Origin of the sequence: Kribbella sp., from assembly GCF_035687465.1 — a bacterium.
Lineage (GTDB): Bacteria > Actinomycetota > Actinomycetes > Propionibacteriales > Kribbellaceae > Kribbella.
This window is the reverse complement of record NZ_DASRXP010000449.1, coordinates 28,229-42,323: the sequence shown is the minus strand read 5'-3', so window position 1 is coordinate 42,323 and position 14,095 is coordinate 28,229. Positions and strand designations below refer to the sequence as shown.

The following is a 14,095-nucleotide window of genomic DNA, read 5'->3' as shown; positions in this document are numbered from 1 at the left end:
CTGCATCAACTCCGTCAGCCTGTCCCTGACCCCGGCGGAGTAAGCGCCTCCACGCGTTCGTGCAGGGCGGCGCCGTACCGGGCGTACTCCTTCCTCAGCCGGCCGAGTGCCGGGATGAGTTCGGCAGCAGCGGCGCCGGAGAACTCCTCGGAGTCGGTGAACTCGGTGGTGCCGTCCGGCTGGGGGGTGAGCACGAAGGAGTGCCTGCCGAGGATCGCGGCCAGCGATCCGCCCTCCCAGACCAGCCGACGGGGGGCCTCCACCTCGACGATCCTCATGGTGACGTCCTGCTCAGGGGCGTCACCGCCCGCTACGCGGCCGGGAATCTCCGCCCCGACCACGACCTGTTCGGGCTTCGCGTCAAGAGAGAGAACCGGGTGCCACTGCGCGTACTGGTCGAACGCCACGAGCACGCGCCATACATCCTCCACCGGAGCGGAGATCCTGGTCACCGCTGTGACAACAGGGCCTTCCCCGGTGCCGGTCTCGGCGTTCACGGCACCAGCACGATCCGGCCGCGCTGGCCGCCCCGGGCCAGCTGGGCGTGGGCTTCGGCTGCCTGAGACAGGTTGTAGATCTGAGCGACCCGCGGCGTCAGTACTCCAACCTCGGCGAGCGCGGAGAGATATGAGAGCCGGGTCGCGTCAGGGCCGGCAGCGATGTGCCGCACCACCACGCCCCGCTGCGGGGCCGGCAGCACGTCTCCCCTCACGCTCACGAAGATGCCGCCGTCACGGACAGCCGCCAGCGCAGAGGCACCCAGCGCCGCCGCGTCGAGCGCGCCGTCCACGCCCTCCGGCACGAACCGGCGCACCGCCTCACCCAGCTCGTCGTCGCGCGACACGAACCAGGTGGCGCCACGACCGCGGAGGAACTCCTCGTCCTCAAGCCTTCCCTGCGCCACGACCCGCACCCCACGCGTCCGGGCCAACTCGACGGCGTAACCGCCGACGGCCCCGGCGGCACCCGTGACGAGCAAGGTGTCGCGGGGGCGTAGCGGGAGCTGGTCCAGCGCCAGTGAGGCGGTCATCGCGTTGAGCGGGATCGTCGCCGCGAGCGTCAGGTCCATCCCCTGCGGGGCGGGGGCGATGGAGTTGACGTCGGTCACCAGGTATTCGGCCTGGGCCTTCGTCCGGCGCAGCACGGGGGCATCGAACGCGATCACCGGGGTTCCGACCACCACGGTGGCACCCGGACCGACCGCATCGATCGTCCCGGCAGCGTCCAGACCGAGACCGGTGTGGTCGACCTCCTCCAACGGTTTGAAGATCCCGGCCCAGACTGCGGCGTCCGCGGGATTGAGCGCGGCAGCCGCGACCTTGATACGGACCTCGAAGGGACCTGGCTCCGGCAGGGGGACCTCCAACACCTCGACAGCCTCGGGTCCGCCGACCTTCCTCACGACCGCTGCGCGCATGACGTTGTTCTCCCTTGGCTATCCGAAACGCTGTGAACGCTACGAACGCTAGGCGCGTTACGATCAATCAGTAAGTAGGCACCTCAAAGTGCGTTACTCTCCGTGGCTACTGGTCGGACTTCAGGGTGTCGTAGCGTGCTCGCGCCCCGTCGACCTCGTCGGTCTTGTCGGCGGCCCAGTCGCGCACCTGGGACAGCAGGCCGTACAAGCCTTGCCCGAGCGGGGTCAACTCGTAGTCGACACGGACGGGCACGGTCGGTGTGACCGTCCGCTTCACCATGCCGTCGCGCTCGAGCATGCGCAGGGTCTGGGTCAGCATCTTCTGGCTGACGCCCGGGATCTCCCGGCTGATCTGGCTGTAGCGCATCGCCTCGCCGAATTGCCCGAGGGTGCACATCGTCAGACTGACCCACCGGTTGCTGATCGTCGAGAGCAACGCCACCGCGGGACAGTCATGCATGTAGGCCTCGTACGTGCCGGGCTCGATCTGGCGCGCCGGCTTCGCGGTGGTGGTCATCCGTCTCTCCCGTCAGGAGCCCAACGCACCAAAGTGCGCCTACTTCCGAATCGATCGTAACCCACCAACCGTTGGAGCAGAGCCGCGCTCGAACACGATCAGATCGGGGTGGCGAGGGCTACTGGGTTGCGGTCGGGGTCGAGGACGTAGGCCTGGCGTTCGCCCCAGGGCATGTTGGCGGGTTCCTGGAGTACTTCGTAGCCGGCTGCGCGGAAGGTTTCCACCTCGGCTCCGACGTCGTCGACGTACACGAAGAGTTCGAACCGTGGCGCGGTGCCGACGGTGATGCCGAGTTGGGCCTCGGGCCAGCTGGTGTCGGCGATGCCGAGGGACGAGTCGCCCCGCTCGAGGCCGACGTAGTGCGGGTCGCCTTCGAGCGGGAACTGGTAGACCGACTTGTAGCCGAGCAATGCGTAGAACTCCACTGCTCGCCGCACGCTGCTCACGTAGAGCACCGGGAATGCCTTGCGCTGCATCCGATCAGGCCAGGTTCGCGACCAGGTCGCTGAGCTCGGTCCGCTTGCCCGTGTAGAACGGGACTTCCTCACGGACATGCCGCCGGGCCGTGGACGCGCGCAGGTCGCGCATCAGGTCGACCATGCGGTGCAGCTCGTCGGCCTCGAACGCCAGCATCCACTCGTAGTCGCCGAGCGCGAACGAAGCCACCGTGTTCGCCCGTACGTCGGGGTAACTGCGCGCCATCTTGCCGTGCTCGGCCAGCATGAACCGGCGCTCCTCGTCCGGCAGCAGGTACCACTCGTACGACCGCACGAACGGGTAGACACAGACGTAGGCCCGCGCCTCCTCGTCCGCCAGGAACGCGGGGATGTGGCTCTTGTTGAACTCGGCCGGCCGGTGCAGCGCGAACTGCGACCAGATCGGCGCGAGATGCCTGCCCACCCCCGAACGCCGCAGCGCGTGGTACGCCTTCTGCAGCGCGTCCGAGGTCGGCGCGTGCCACCAGACCATGAAGTCGGCGTCCGCACGGAACCCCTCGACGTCGTACCAGCCGCGGATCACCACGTCATCGGCCGCGAGCTTGCCGACGAGGTCTGCCAGCTCAGCGGCCAGCTCCGCCCGGTCCGCATCACCCAGCGGCGTCTGCACCTTGAAGACGGACCACATCGTGTAGCGGATGACGTTGTTCAGCTCCCGCGCCTTGGGCTTGGCGGGCTGGCTGCTGTCGGGCTGCGGGTCGGCTGGCGTCTCGGTCACGATTCCATTGTCGCCAATGCATCCAGGTGAGCCTGCACCCGGGTTGCCGCCTTGCTGCCCGAGGCGACGCAAGCAGCGATCCCCACACCCCTGTACGCCGCGCCGCAGACCGCCAGCCCGGGTTGTTCCGCTATAGCGGCCTCCACCCGGTCTATCCGACCTAGATGACCCACCGCGTACTGCGGAAGTCCCCCGCCCCAACGTGTTACCAGCGAGCCGACTACTGGTGCCTCCAAGCCGACAGCCTTGCGTAGATCGGCAGCGGCGAGTGCGACTAGCTCCTCATCGGACCGCTGGAGCACGTACTCCTCACCGAGTCGCCCGACCGAGCAGCGCAGTACTGCAAGATCTCCCCCGGCTTCGGCGGTCCACTGCCACTTGGCGTGCGAGTAGGTCGAGGCCTTGATGGTCCGGCCTTCGACACTTGGTACTAGGAAGCCCGAGCCGGTGGCAGCCGCGGGCCAATCTTGTTTGCGCACTGCGAGGGTGACGATCGCCATGCTTGCGTAGTCGATCGTGGCGAGCTCGGTGGATGCGGCCGGGACCAGGTCGGCCAGCATCCGTGCGGCTGGGGTCGCCGGGGTCGCGATGATGACGGCATCGGCTTGCTCGAGGCGCGGGGCTGGTACGGGTCCTGTCTCCAGGTCGTAACCACCCGGGCGACGGCTGATTCGCCGTACGGTCGTGTTGCGGCGGATCTCGACGCCGCGAGCGGTCAGGTCTGCTTCCAAGGCGGAGATGAGGCGGTTGATGCCGCCGCGGATGCCGGCGAAGACGGGGACGCCGTCCGCGGCGCGGCGCTGGCCGGCTTCGCGGAGCTCGGCCGTTGCGGCGAGAAGGGTGGGCGCGGTGCGGAGCTTGGCGTACAGCTCGGGTACTGCGGCCGCGAGGGAGATCTCGTCGGCGCGGCCGGCGTCGACACCGCCGAGCAGAGGGTCGATCAGCTTGTCGGTGACGGCGGAACCCATGCGCTCGGCAACGAACCGGCCGATCGCGACGTCTTCGGTGAGGGCGGGTTCGGGCAGGTCGGCTTCGTGGGCGACCTGGTCGGCCGCTTCCTTGCCCAGGACATCGATCGTCGCGGCGGCGTCGACCGGGACGCCCATCACAGTCGGCGGGATCGCGCGGATCCGGTCGCCGATCCACAAACCGGCCGAAGTCGTTGCCGGATGCACCAGATCGTCAGCGAGCCCGACCGCCTTGATCAGGTCGACTGCCTCAGGCCGCCGGGCCAGCACGGACTCGGCGCCCAGATCAACCGGCACGCCTTCCACCACGCCCCCGGCCAACTTCCCACCAAGCCGAGCCGATCCCTCAAGCACGGTGATCCGCGGCGGATTGGGTCCAGTCACCAACTCGTACGCCGCCGCCAACCCACTGACCCCACCACCGACGACCACCACGTGCATTCGTGAACCACGCAAATCCTCCACACCCACCATCTTCACCCGCCCCGTGAACCAACGAGCCGGTGGGTGCGGTTAGGTGCGGGTGGACTTGGTGTGGACAGCCTGGACTACTTGGTGGAGGACTTCGGGGTCTGTGGTTGGGGGGACGCCGTGGCCGAGGTTGAAGATGTGGCCGGGGGCTGCTCGGCCTTCGGTGAGGATGCGGTCGATCTCGGGTTCGAGGGCGTTCCAGCCGGCGAACAGCAGCGCCGGGTCGAGGTTTCCCTGGACCGGCTTCGGCGGAGTGCCGTCGGCCGTGATCCGGCGTACGGCCTCGTCCAGGGGGACTCGCCAGTCGACGCCCACCACGTCGGCGCCGGCCGCGCTCATCAAGCTGAGCAGCTCGCCGGTGTTCACCCCGAAGTGCAACCGAGGCACGCCGTACGACGCCAGCGCGGCGAACACCTTCGCCGAATGCGGCTGGACGAACTCCTCGTAGTCCCGCGGCGACAACGCTCCCGCCCACGAGTCGAACAGCTGGATCGCCGACGCACCCGCCTCGATCTGCACCGACAGGTACGCGATCGCCACATCCGCCAGCCGGTCCGCCAGCGCGTGCCACAGACCCGGATCACCGTGCATCAGGGCCTTCGTCTTCGCGTGGTCCTTGCTCGGTCCACCCTCGACCAGGTACGACGCCACGGTGAACGGCGCCCCGGCAAATCCGATCAGCGGGGTCGCACCGAGCTCCGACACCAACTGCTGCACCGACTCCGTCACATACGACACGTCCGCGGGTGTCACCGGCCGTACCGCCTCGAGATCACCGAGTGACCGCACCGGCGACGCCACCACGGGACCGACACCGGGCTTGATCTCCAGATCCACGCCGACGGCTTTCAGCGGCAGCACGATGTCGGAGTAGAAGATCGCCGCGTCCACGCCGTAACGGCGTACCGGCTGCAGCGTTATCTCCACGACGAGGTCGGGTCGCCTGCAGGACTCGAGCATCGTGATGCCCTCGCGGATCGCCCGGTACTCCGGTAGCGAGCGCCCCGCCTGGCGCATGAACCAGACGGGTGTGTGCGGAACCGGTTCACCCCGGGCGGCTCTCAGGAAGGCGGACTGCGCCGAAGGGGACTTCGTAACAGCTTCGGGAGCGCTGGGCGATGGGGAGGTTTGCTTCACGGGCACAGGACCGATGATCCCATGCCCGGAAGCCGTTCCCGGCGCGTCGTCACCGGCGTCGGTGAGTAATCAGTCGTAGGCTGCGAAGCATGGGTGCCCGCAAGCAGGTCGACGCGCCACCCGCGGAGTTCGCCGAGGCCCTGACGCAGTTGCGTGAGGCCCGGTTCCGGCCCGAGGTTTTCGTCGAGGAGATGCCCGCACCGCAGCGGATCGCACCGCACGCGGCCGCGGTCAGCGCCGACGTGACGGTCGACGGTGACGATGTCGCCACCGGCCGTCTGGTCGTCCTCTACGACCCGGCCGGGAACGACGCCTGGCAGTCGACCTTCCGCTGTGTCGCGTACGTGCGCGCTGCCGTCGAACCGGAGATGGTGACGGACGCGCTGCTCGGCGGCGTGGGCTGGACCTGGCTGATGGAGGCCCTGACCGACCGGGGCGCCGACTTCTTGGCACCGAGCGGTACCGTCACTCGGGTGGTATCCGAGAGTTTCGGCGGGATGGCCGATGACGACGCGACGGCGGAGATCGAGATCCGCGCGTCCTGGAGCCCCGTACCGGGCCCGGGCGGGACGGTCGACGTGACGCACCATGCCGAGGCCTGGGGCGAGGTGCTCTGCACGGCGGCAGGACTGCCGCCGGTACCGCCGGGGGTGGTCGCGATGCCGACCCGGCGCGGTCAGCGGGGCCGATGAGCCCGGCCGAGACGCAGCAGCCGCCCGTCCCGGACGATCCGACCGAGAACCTGCCACTGCTCGAACTGCGCGACGGACTCTCCGACGTCGTGGACACCGACACTGCGCTGACCGAGGTGATCGACGCCTTCCGCGCCGGCACCGGCCCGGTCGCCGTCGACGCCGAGCGGGCCTCCGGCTACCGCTACTCGCACCGCGCCTACCTGGTCCAGCTCCGCCGGGAGGGATCCGGCTCCGCGCTGGTCGACCCGATCCCCTTCGGCGATCTGTCCGGGCTCGGTGACGCGATCGTCGACGCCGAGTGGATCATTCACGCCGCGAACCAGGATCTGGCCTGCCTGGCCGAGGTCGGCATGGTGCCGCGAAAGGTCTTCGACACCGAACTCGCCGGCCGGCTGCTCGGCTATCCGAAGGTCGGGCTCGCCTCGCTGGTCAGCGAGGTGCTCGGCTACAAGATGCGCAAGGAACACTCGGCGGCGGACTGGTCGACCCGGCCGCTGCCGGGCCCGTGGCTGATCTACGCGGCCCTCGACGTCGAGATGCTGATCGAACTGCGCAACGCGATCGAGGCGGAGCTCAGGCGCGAGGGTAAGTGGGAGTGGGCCGAGCAGGAGTTCGCGGCGATCCTGGCCGCGCCGCCCCGGGAGCCGAAGCCCGATCCGTGGCGACGGACCTCCGGGATGCATCGCGTCCGCAACCGCCGCAGCTTGGCCGTAGTACGGGCGCTGTGGGAAGCACGGGACCAGATCGCGGAGAGCGCGGACATCTCGCCCGGGCGGATCCTGCCCGACGCGGCGATCGTCGAGGCCGCCGCGGCGATGCCGGTGGATCGCGAAACGCTGCAGCGCCTGACCGCCTTCAAGGGACGCGGCGCCCACCGGCACATGCGCACGTGGTGGGAGGCGATCGAACACGCCCGCCGCCTGCCCGACTCCGAACTCCCGAAGCAGGGCCCCCGGTACGACGGGCCGCCGCCGGCGCGAGCCTGGGCCGACCGTGATCCCGACGCGGCGGCCAGGTTGTCCGCCGCGAGGTCGGGCGTCAGCGAGATCGCCGAGGCTCATCGCCTGCCGACGGAGAACCTGCTCTCCCCCGACACCATCCGCCGCCTCGCCTGGACGCCGCCGGCCGACGCGGACCTGGCAGTGGTCAGCGACTTCCTCCGCGAACACGCGGCCCGCGAATGGCAGATCGCCCTCACCGCCCAGGTCCTGACCGATGCCCTCGCGACCGAAGCCCCACCCGCAGAACCACTGGCCTGATGAAATAGGTTCGGCGTTGGCGCGGGCCCGGGTTAGTCTGCGGCATGGCGCAGGGGGATATCGACAAGATCGCTGAAGAGACCGGCTTCTCCGGTGTGGTCCAGATCGACCGGGCCGGCCAGATCGAGTTCGCGAACGCCTACGGGCTGGCCAACCGCGCCTATCGCGTGCCCAACTCCCTGGACACCAGATTCGGCATCGCCAGCGGCAGCAAAGGGTTCACCGCCCTGGCCGTGCTCTCGCTGGTGCAGGACGGCGTGCTGGGGCTGAGCACCACCGCCCGATCCCTGCTCGGCGAGGACCTACCGCTGATCGCGGACGACGTGACCGTCGAACATCTCCTCACGCACACCTCCGGCATCGGCGACTACCTGGACGAAGACGCCGACACCGAGATCACCGACTACTTCATGGGCGCGGCGCACGAGCTGACCACCACCGAGGCGTTCCTGCCCCTGCTGGACGGGCATCCCACCAAGTTCCGGGCCGGTGAGCGGTTCGCCTACTGCAACGGTGGTTTCGTGGTCCTCGCCCTATTGGCGGAGCGGGCCGGCGGCGTCGGCTACCACGAGCTGGTCCGGGAGCGGGTGCTCCGGCCGGCCGGAATGACCAGCACCGACTTCCTCCGCTCCGACGAGCTACCCGCTGACGCGGCCGTTGGCTACCTGCCCCTGGACGGGGTGGACCGCTCCAACATCTTCCACCTACCGATACTCCCCAACGGCGACGGAGGCATCCACACCACCGCCGCCGACATCTCCACCTTCTGGCGCGCGCTTTTCGCCGGCGACATCGTGGATTCCGTCGAAGAGGTCGTCCGGCCACGCCGCGACGTCCCCGAGGAGTCCATGCGCTACGGTCTCGGCTTCTGGCTGCACGAGAGCACCGACACGGCGATCCTGATCGGGTACGACGCCGGCGCTTCGTTCAAGTCCACGCACGACCCGCACACGAGCACCACCTGCACCGTGCTCTCCAACACCTCCCCCGGCGCCTGGCCCATCGCCGGAGCCTTCACAGCTTGAGGACGTGCTACCGCAGTTGCGCCTCGATGGCTGCGACGACCTCGGCCGATTCCGGCTGGGTCTGCGGGCGGAAGCGGGCCGCTACGGTGCCCTCCGGGGTGACCAGGAACTTCTCGAAGTTCCACTGCACGTCGCCGGCGGCGCCCTCGGCGTCCGGGGTGGCAGTCAGTTCGGAGTACAGGGGGTGGCGGTCCGGGCCGTTCACCTCGAGCTTGTCCAGCATCGGGAAGGTGACGCCGTACGTCATCGAGCAGAACTCCTGGATCTCCTCGTTGGTGCCGGGCTCCTGACCACCGAACTGGTTGCAGGGCGCGCCGAGGACGGTGAAGCCGCGGTCCTCGTAGCGCTTCTGGAGGCGCTCCAGACCCTCGTACTGCGGGGTCAGGCCGCACTTGGAGGCGACGTTGACCACGAGCACCGCCTTGCCCCGGTAATCCGCGAGCGAGGTGTCGGTGCCGGACAGGGTGTGCAGCGGGATGTCGTACAAGCTCATTGAGAGTCCCCAGGGGGTAGGTGACGGGCAAGGAAGGAGGTGGTGCGCTCCCACGCCAGGGCGGAGGCCTCGGCGTGGTGGAAGGCAGGCATCGGGTTGTCGAAACCATGACCGGCGCCGGGATACCGATAGACCTCGGCACCACTGCCGAGCGCCGCGACGATCTGGTCGACGGTTGCGGGCGGAAGAAGGCGGTCCTCGTCGCCGAAGTGATGCAGGCTGGCGGCGTCCACTTGCGGGGCGAGCTCGAGCAGCCTGGGCAGCGCCGACCCGTAGTAGCTGACCAGAACGTCCGGCGAGGACGCTGCGGCCACGTTGAAGGCCAGCCCTCCACCGAAGCAGAACCCGATCACTCCGACGCCGGTGCGCCGCCCGCGCAGGTACTCCAGTGCGGCGACCGAGTCGCTTACCGCAGTGTTCCAGTCGAGCCGGTTCATCGCCGCCCGAGCCTGCTCGAGAGCGTCAGGAGCCGACTGGTCGATCGAGAGGTCGTCGAGCCGCCAGTAGATCTCCGGCGCCACGACGTAGTACCCCAGCTCGGCCAGTTCGGAGGCGCGCTGCTTGATGTAGTCGGAGACCCCGAAGATCTCCTGGAGCAGCAGTAGCCCCGGTCCAGTACCGCCGGCAGGTTCCCAGACGTGTGCCGGCATCAGCCCCGTGCCGGTGTCAATCTCCAAGGCCACGCAGGTAGCCTACTGCGACCCGCCAACGCCTGTTAGTGAGCCTCGACAGCCTCGCGCGGAGTCGTGCGAAAAGGCGTTGGTGGTGGCATCCAGAGCTTGCATTCCGCGATGGACGCGTTCAGCAACTCGTACAGACGCTCGTCCGGGTTCGGCACGCAGGCCTGGGAGATGCCCTCCACTGCACAGGACACTGCCCGTGGCGCTGTACGCCGGGCGAAGTCCGGAGCACTGCGGTGCGGCCGCGCCGTGAAGGCCCGAGCCCACTTGGTGGCCGCGGGAACCCCCTCAAGCGCCGCCTGTGACTCCGGCTGCATGCTGTCGATCGGACGGCCCTCCATCTTCGCCAGGGTCCGCTCCCCCACCATCAAAGCCACAGCGAGGATGTACTGCCGCTCCTGCGACACCACGGGCAGCGCGAGCTGGATGCATTTGGCCGTCACCCGCGGTACGACGCGCGGGTCGTCCGGCGTCAGCCCGATCACCGACGGGATGAGTGGAGCGAGCCGTCCGCGGCCGGCATCCGACGTGCAGTCGTTGACGTCACGGGCCACTCCGGCCAGCAGTGGATGGGTGCAGTCCGGGTGATCCGACCAGGGCGCGCCCGCCAGGTAGGACGCGAACTCCATGAAGCAGGCGCCCTTGCGGGGGTTTCTGTGTTTGCCCCGGGACAACACCGGGACGGTGAGATCAAAGCTGTCGTTTTTCTTCATTGAACGGCTCCAGGGACGTGCCTCGCTCCAGCATGCGCCGAATCGCTGCCGGACGCCACGGGTAACCGTCAGGACGTTGTGAGCAGCGGCACAGGCGTGGCTGGTTGGGGCGATGTGTTACCGACGGGTAGCATCGGAGGTGCTCCAACTCCCTGAACCCCAGAGGAGGGCCCTCGTGCCCCGTGAGATCCGCGATGTCGTGTTCGTCGACGGCGTCCGCACCCCGTTCGGCAAGGCGAAAGGCCAGTACGCCGAGACGCGCGCCGACGACCTGGTGATCAAGTGCATCCGGGAACTGCTGCGGCGCAATCCGTCGCTGCCCGGCGAGAAGGTGGCCGAGGTCGCGATCGCGGCCACCACCCAGATCGGCGACCAGGGCCTGACCATCGGGCGGACCGCCGCCCTGCTGGCCGGTCTGCCGAACACGACCCCCGGCTACGCGATCGACCGGATGTGCGCGGGCGCGATGACCGCTGTCACGACCACCGCCGCCGGCATCGCCTTCGGCGCGTACGACGTGGTCGTCGCCGGTGGGGTCGAGCACATGGGCCGGCACCCGATGGGCGAAGGGGTGGACCCGAACCCGCGGATCATCTCCGAGAAGCTGGTCGACACCTCCGCCCTGGTGATGGGGTCGACCGCGGAGAACCTGCACGACCGGTATCCGAGCATCACCAAGCAGCGCACGGACGCCTTCGCCGTAGCCTCGCAGGAGCGTGCCGCCAAGGCCTACGCGAACGACCTGATCCAGCCGGACCTGGTCCCGATCGCGACCCGCTCGGCCGAGCTCGGCTGGGGCTACGCGACCACCGACGAGCCGATGCGCCCGGGCACCACGATGGAGGACCTGGCCAAGCTGAAGACGCCGTTCCGCCCGCACGGCCGGGTGACGGCGGGCAACTCGGCCGGTATCAACGACGGAGCCACCGCATGCCTGCTCACCTCCGCCGAGGCGGCCGAGGAGCTCGGCCTGAAGCCGAAGATGAAGCTGGTGTCCTACGGTTTCGTGGGTGTCGAGCCCGAGGTGATGGGCGTCGGCCCGATCCCCGCCACCGAGAAGGCGCTGAAGCTGGCCGGACTGACCATCGACGACATCCAGGCGTTCGAGGTGAACGAGGCGTTCGCCGTCCAGGTGCTGGCGTTTCTCGAGCACTACGGCATCGCCGACGACGACCCGCGGGTGAATCCGTACGGCGGTGCGATCGCCTACGGGCACCCGCTGGCGTCCTCCGGCATCCGGCTGATGAACCAGCTCGCCAAGCAGTTCGAGCTGCGGCCGGAGGTCCGGTACGGACTGACCACCATGTGCGTCGGTCTCGGCATGGGCGGAACCGTCATCTGGGAGAACCCGAACTTCGAAGGGACCGCCGCATGACTCTCCAGGACCTGATCGACGAGGCCGTGGCGATCGAGACCGACGAGGTCGTCACGCTGGCGCCGAGCCGCGACGTGGTGCTGCCGAACAGGGCCGGCACGATGGCGCTGATCACCCTCGACAACGGCCACGACCACACCAAGCCGAACACCTTCGGCCCGAAGGGTCTGGCCGAACTGAACAAGGCGATCGACGCCGCGCTCGGGCGCGACGAGGTCGTTGCCATCGGCATCACCGGCAAGCCGTTCATCCTGGCCGCCGGCGCCGACCTGACCGGCGTCCCGAAGCTGACCGATCGCGAGCAGGCGCTGAACCTGGGCAAGATCGGCCATGGCGTGATGCGCAAGCTGCAGGACGGCGGCAAGCCGAGCTTCGCTTTCGTCAACGGGGTCGCGCTGGGCGGCGGCCTCGAGGTCGCGCTGCACTCGACGTACCGCACGATCTCGGTCGCGGCCGGGATGATCTCCACTCCCGAGGTCTTCCTCGGCCTGATCCCGGGCTGGGGCGGCAACTTCCTGCTGCCGAACCTGATCGGCGCCGACAAGGCCGTCAAGGTCGTGGTCGAGAACGCCCTCAACCAGAACAAGATGCTGAGCGGTCCGGAGGCGGTGAAGTTCGGCATCGGCGACGTGCTGCTGGACTCGGCCGACTTCCTCGAGCAGTCCCTGCTCTGGGCCAGCCGGGTGCTGACCGGCGAGATCACCGTCGAGCGGCCCGAGATCGACCGTGGCGAGGACTGGGACGCCGCCGTTGCCCGAGGCAAGGGATTTGCGGATCTCAAGGTCAGTGGCGCGGCGCCCGCGCCGTACCGGGCACTCGACCTGATCACTGCCGCCAAGGACAACGACCGCGATCGTGGTTTCGCGGCCGAGGACGAGGCGCTCGCCGACCTGATCATGAGCGAGGAACTGCGCAGCGGCCTCTACGCCTTCGACTTGGTGAACAAGCGCGCCAAGCGCCCGGCCGGTGCGCCGGACAAGTCGCTGGCCCGACCGGTGACCAAGGTCGGCGTCGTCGGCGCCGGCCTGATGGCGGGTCAGCTGGCGCTGCTGTTCGTACGCCGCCTTGAGGTGCCCGTGGTGTTGACGGACCTCGACCAGGAGCGCGTGGATCGCGGCGTCGGCTATGTGCACGGCGAGATCGACAAGTTGCTCGGCAAGGGCCGGATCCGTCCGGACAAGGCCAACCAGCTGAAGGCACTCGTGACGGGGTCGGTGGATCGCGCTGTCTTCGCGGACGCCGACTTCGTGATCGAGGCCGTGTTCGAGGAACTGCAGCTGAAGAAGACGATCTTCGCCGACCTGGAGAAGATCGTCCGGCCGGACGCGATCCTCGCGACCAACACCAGCTCGCTGTCGATCACCGAGATGGCGGCCGATCTGGAGCACCCGGAGCGGGTCGTCGGGTTCCACTTCTTCAACCCGGTCGCGGTGCTGCCGCTGCTGGAGATCATCCGGGCCGGCCAGACCGACGACGCCAGCCTGGCCACGGCGTTCGCGGTGGGCAAGACGCTGAAGAAGTCCTGTGTACTGGTGAAGGACGCGCCCGCCTTCGTGGTGAACCGGCTACTGACGCGCTTCCTCGGTGAGGTCAGCGCGGCGGTCGACGAGGGCACCCCGATCCCGGCGGCGGACAAGGCGCTGTCCGCGCTCGGTCTGCCGATGCCGCCGTTCGTCCTGCTGCAGCTGGTCGGCCTGCCGGTCGCGCTGCACGTCGCTGAGACCATGAACCGGGCCTACCCGGACCGGTTCGCCGTCTCCGAGAACCTCGCCAAGGTCGTTGCCGCCGGCAAGAGCTCGTTCTACGTCTGGAGCGCCGAGGGCAAGCCGTCGGTCGATCCCGAGGTCGAGGCGCTCGTCGCTGTCGGGGACAAGCCGTCCACCGCCGAGGAGCTCCGCAGCCGGGTGCTCACCGCCCTGGCCGAGGAGATCAGGATCATGCTCGACGAGGGCGTCGTCGCCGAGGCGCAGGACATCGACCTGTGTCTGCTGCTCGGCGCCGGCTGGCCGTTCCACCTCGGCGGGATCACGCCGTACCTGGACCGCAGCGGCATCGCCGAGAAGGTCAACGGCTCGCGGTTCCTCCCCCAAGGCGTCGCCAGCCTGACGCAGTAGGTCTGCTGGGGGCCAG

15 protein-coding genes are annotated in these 14,095 nt (G+C 68.9%); 5 read left to right on the top strand and 10 right to left on the bottom strand.

All coding sequences use genetic code 11. The annotated features are described in order from the left end of the window. Window positions 1-14: 14 nt before the first annotated feature. The 7 genes from VFG33_RS23405 to hemE all read right to left on the bottom strand — a co-directional run bounded on the left by VFG33_RS23405 (window position 15) and on the right by hemE (window position 5,653). Complete coding sequence (locus VFG33_RS23405; RefSeq protein ID WP_325055072.1) at window positions 15-497, bottom strand: SRPBCC domain-containing protein; 483 nt, start codon at window positions 495-497, stop codon at window positions 15-17. Further along, window positions 494-1,417: a zinc-binding dehydrogenase gene (locus VFG33_RS23400; protein WP_325055071.1), complete on the bottom strand. Its 924-nt coding sequence runs from the start codon at window positions 1,415-1,417 to the stop codon at window positions 494-496. Before VFG33_RS23400 ends, VFG33_RS23405 begins: the two co-directional genes overlap by 4 nt. Before the next feature lie 106 nt (window positions 1,418-1,523). Continuing rightward, entirely contained in the window at window positions 1,524-1,934 is a 411-nt protein-coding gene (locus tag VFG33_RS23395) for a winged helix-turn-helix transcriptional regulator (RefSeq protein ID WP_325055070.1), read from the bottom strand. A 98-nt stretch (window positions 1,935-2,032) separates the two neighbouring features. Further along, complete coding sequence (locus VFG33_RS23390; RefSeq protein ID WP_325055069.1) at window positions 2,033-2,410, bottom strand: VOC family protein; 378 nt, start codon at window positions 2,408-2,410, stop codon at window positions 2,033-2,035. Window positions 2,411-2,414: 4 nt separating this feature from the next. Continuing rightward, window positions 2,415-3,149, bottom strand: coding sequence for a hydrogen peroxide-dependent heme synthase (gene hemQ, locus VFG33_RS23385; RefSeq protein ID WP_414672980.1), 735 nt, complete (start codon window positions 3,147-3,149; stop codon window positions 2,415-2,417). After that, entirely contained in the window at window positions 3,146-4,558 is a 1,413-nt protein-coding gene (gene hemG, locus VFG33_RS23380) for a protoporphyrinogen oxidase (protein ID WP_325055068.1), read from the bottom strand. The genes hemQ and hemG overlap by 4 nt, the downstream gene beginning before the upstream one ends. Window positions 4,559-4,630: 72 nt before the next feature. Continuing rightward, complete coding sequence (gene hemE / locus VFG33_RS23375; RefSeq protein ID WP_325055074.1) at window positions 4,631-5,653, bottom strand: uroporphyrinogen decarboxylase; 1,023 nt, start codon at window positions 5,651-5,653, stop codon at window positions 4,631-4,633. 161 nt (window positions 5,654-5,814) lie between these two features. On the opposite strand from hemE, the gene VFG33_RS23370 reads away from it, so the two are divergent. The 3 genes from VFG33_RS23370 to VFG33_RS23360 are packed head-to-tail and all read left to right on the top strand — an operon-like array spanning window position 5,815 to window position 8,704. Continuing rightward, complete coding sequence (locus VFG33_RS23370; protein WP_325055067.1) at window positions 5,815-6,417, top strand: DUF3000 domain-containing protein; 603 nt, start codon at window positions 5,815-5,817, stop codon at window positions 6,415-6,417. Further along, window positions 6,414-7,679 (top strand): HRDC domain-containing protein, encoded by a 1,266-nt coding sequence (locus VFG33_RS23365; protein WP_325055066.1) that lies wholly within the window; start codon window positions 6,414-6,416, stop codon window positions 7,677-7,679. Before VFG33_RS23370 ends, VFG33_RS23365 begins: the two co-directional genes overlap by 4 nt. A 44-nt stretch (window positions 7,680-7,723) precedes the next feature. Beyond that, window positions 7,724-8,704 carry a serine hydrolase domain-containing protein gene (locus VFG33_RS23360; RefSeq protein WP_325055065.1) on the top strand — a complete coding sequence of 327 codons (981 nt, stop codon included), beginning with the start codon at window positions 7,724-7,726 and terminating at the stop codon, window positions 8,702-8,704. A gap of 7 nt (window positions 8,705-8,711) precedes the next feature. Here VFG33_RS23360 and VFG33_RS23355 read toward each other — a convergent pair whose 3' ends face one another. The 3 genes from VFG33_RS23355 to VFG33_RS23345 are packed head-to-tail and all read right to left on the bottom strand — an operon-like array spanning window position 8,712 to window position 10,590. After that, window positions 8,712-9,197 carry a glutathione peroxidase gene (locus VFG33_RS23355; protein WP_325055064.1) on the bottom strand — a complete coding sequence of 162 codons (486 nt, stop codon included), beginning with the start codon at window positions 9,195-9,197 and terminating at the stop codon, window positions 8,712-8,714. Continuing rightward, window positions 9,194-9,880 carry a dienelactone hydrolase family protein gene (locus tag VFG33_RS23350; RefSeq protein WP_325055063.1) on the bottom strand — a complete coding sequence of 229 codons (687 nt, stop codon included), beginning with the start codon at window positions 9,878-9,880 and terminating at the stop codon, window positions 9,194-9,196. The genes VFG33_RS23355 and VFG33_RS23350 overlap by 4 nt, the downstream gene beginning before the upstream one ends. 32 nt (window positions 9,881-9,912) lie before the next feature. After that, the gene (locus VFG33_RS23345) at window positions 9,913-10,590 is read right to left on the bottom strand and encodes a hypothetical protein (RefSeq protein ID WP_325055062.1); all 678 of its coding nucleotides are present in this window, start codon (window positions 10,588-10,590) and stop codon (window positions 9,913-9,915) included. A gap of 175 nt (window positions 10,591-10,765) precedes the next feature. Here VFG33_RS23345 and VFG33_RS23340 point away from each other — a divergent pair, with 175 nt between their 5' ends. Both VFG33_RS23340 and VFG33_RS23335 read left to right on the top strand, forming a co-directional pair. Next, window positions 10,766-11,965 (top strand): thiolase family protein, encoded by a 1,200-nt coding sequence (locus tag VFG33_RS23340; RefSeq protein ID WP_325055061.1) that lies wholly within the window; start codon window positions 10,766-10,768, stop codon window positions 11,963-11,965. After that, window positions 11,962-14,079 carry a 3-hydroxyacyl-CoA dehydrogenase NAD-binding domain-containing protein gene (locus tag VFG33_RS23335; protein WP_325055060.1) on the top strand — a complete coding sequence of 706 codons (2,118 nt, stop codon included), beginning with the start codon at window positions 11,962-11,964 and terminating at the stop codon, window positions 14,077-14,079. The genes VFG33_RS23340 and VFG33_RS23335 overlap by 4 nt, the downstream gene beginning before the upstream one ends. Window positions 14,080-14,095 lie beyond the last annotated feature (16 nt).

Excerpts from the sequence above, each read along its gene's own strand:
- VFG33_RS23400 (WP_325055071.1), bottom strand. The coding sequence starts at position 1,417 with ATGCGCGCAGCGGTCGTGAGGAAGGTCGGCGGACCCGAGGCTGTCGAG.
- VFG33_RS23395 (WP_325055070.1), bottom strand. The coding sequence starts at position 1,934 with ATGACCACCACCGCGAAGCCGGCGCGCCAGATCGAGCCCGGCACGTAC.
- VFG33_RS23390 (WP_325055069.1), bottom strand. The coding sequence starts at position 2,410 with ATGCAGCGCAAGGCATTCCCGGTGCTCTACGTGAGCAGCGTGCGGCGA.
- hemG (WP_325055068.1), bottom strand. The coding sequence starts at position 4,558 with ATGCACGTGGTGGTCGTCGGTGGTGGGGTCAGTGGGTTGGCGGCGGCG.
- VFG33_RS23370 (WP_325055067.1), top strand. The coding sequence starts at position 5,815 with ATGGGTGCCCGCAAGCAGGTCGACGCGCCACCCGCGGAGTTCGCCGAG.
- VFG33_RS23365 (WP_325055066.1), top strand. The coding sequence starts at position 6,414 with ATGAGCCCGGCCGAGACGCAGCAGCCGCCCGTCCCGGACGATCCGACC.
- VFG33_RS23360 (WP_325055065.1), top strand. The coding sequence starts at position 7,724 with ATGGCGCAGGGGGATATCGACAAGATCGCTGAAGAGACCGGCTTCTCC.
- VFG33_RS23355 (WP_325055064.1), bottom strand. The coding sequence starts at position 9,197 with ATGAGCTTGTACGACATCCCGCTGCACACCCTGTCCGGCACCGACACC.
- VFG33_RS23345 (WP_325055062.1), bottom strand. The coding sequence starts at position 10,590 with ATGAAGAAAAACGACAGCTTTGATCTCACCGTCCCGGTGTTGTCCCGG.
- VFG33_RS23335 (WP_325055060.1), top strand. The coding sequence starts at position 11,962 with ATGACTCTCCAGGACCTGATCGACGAGGCCGTGGCGATCGAGACCGAC.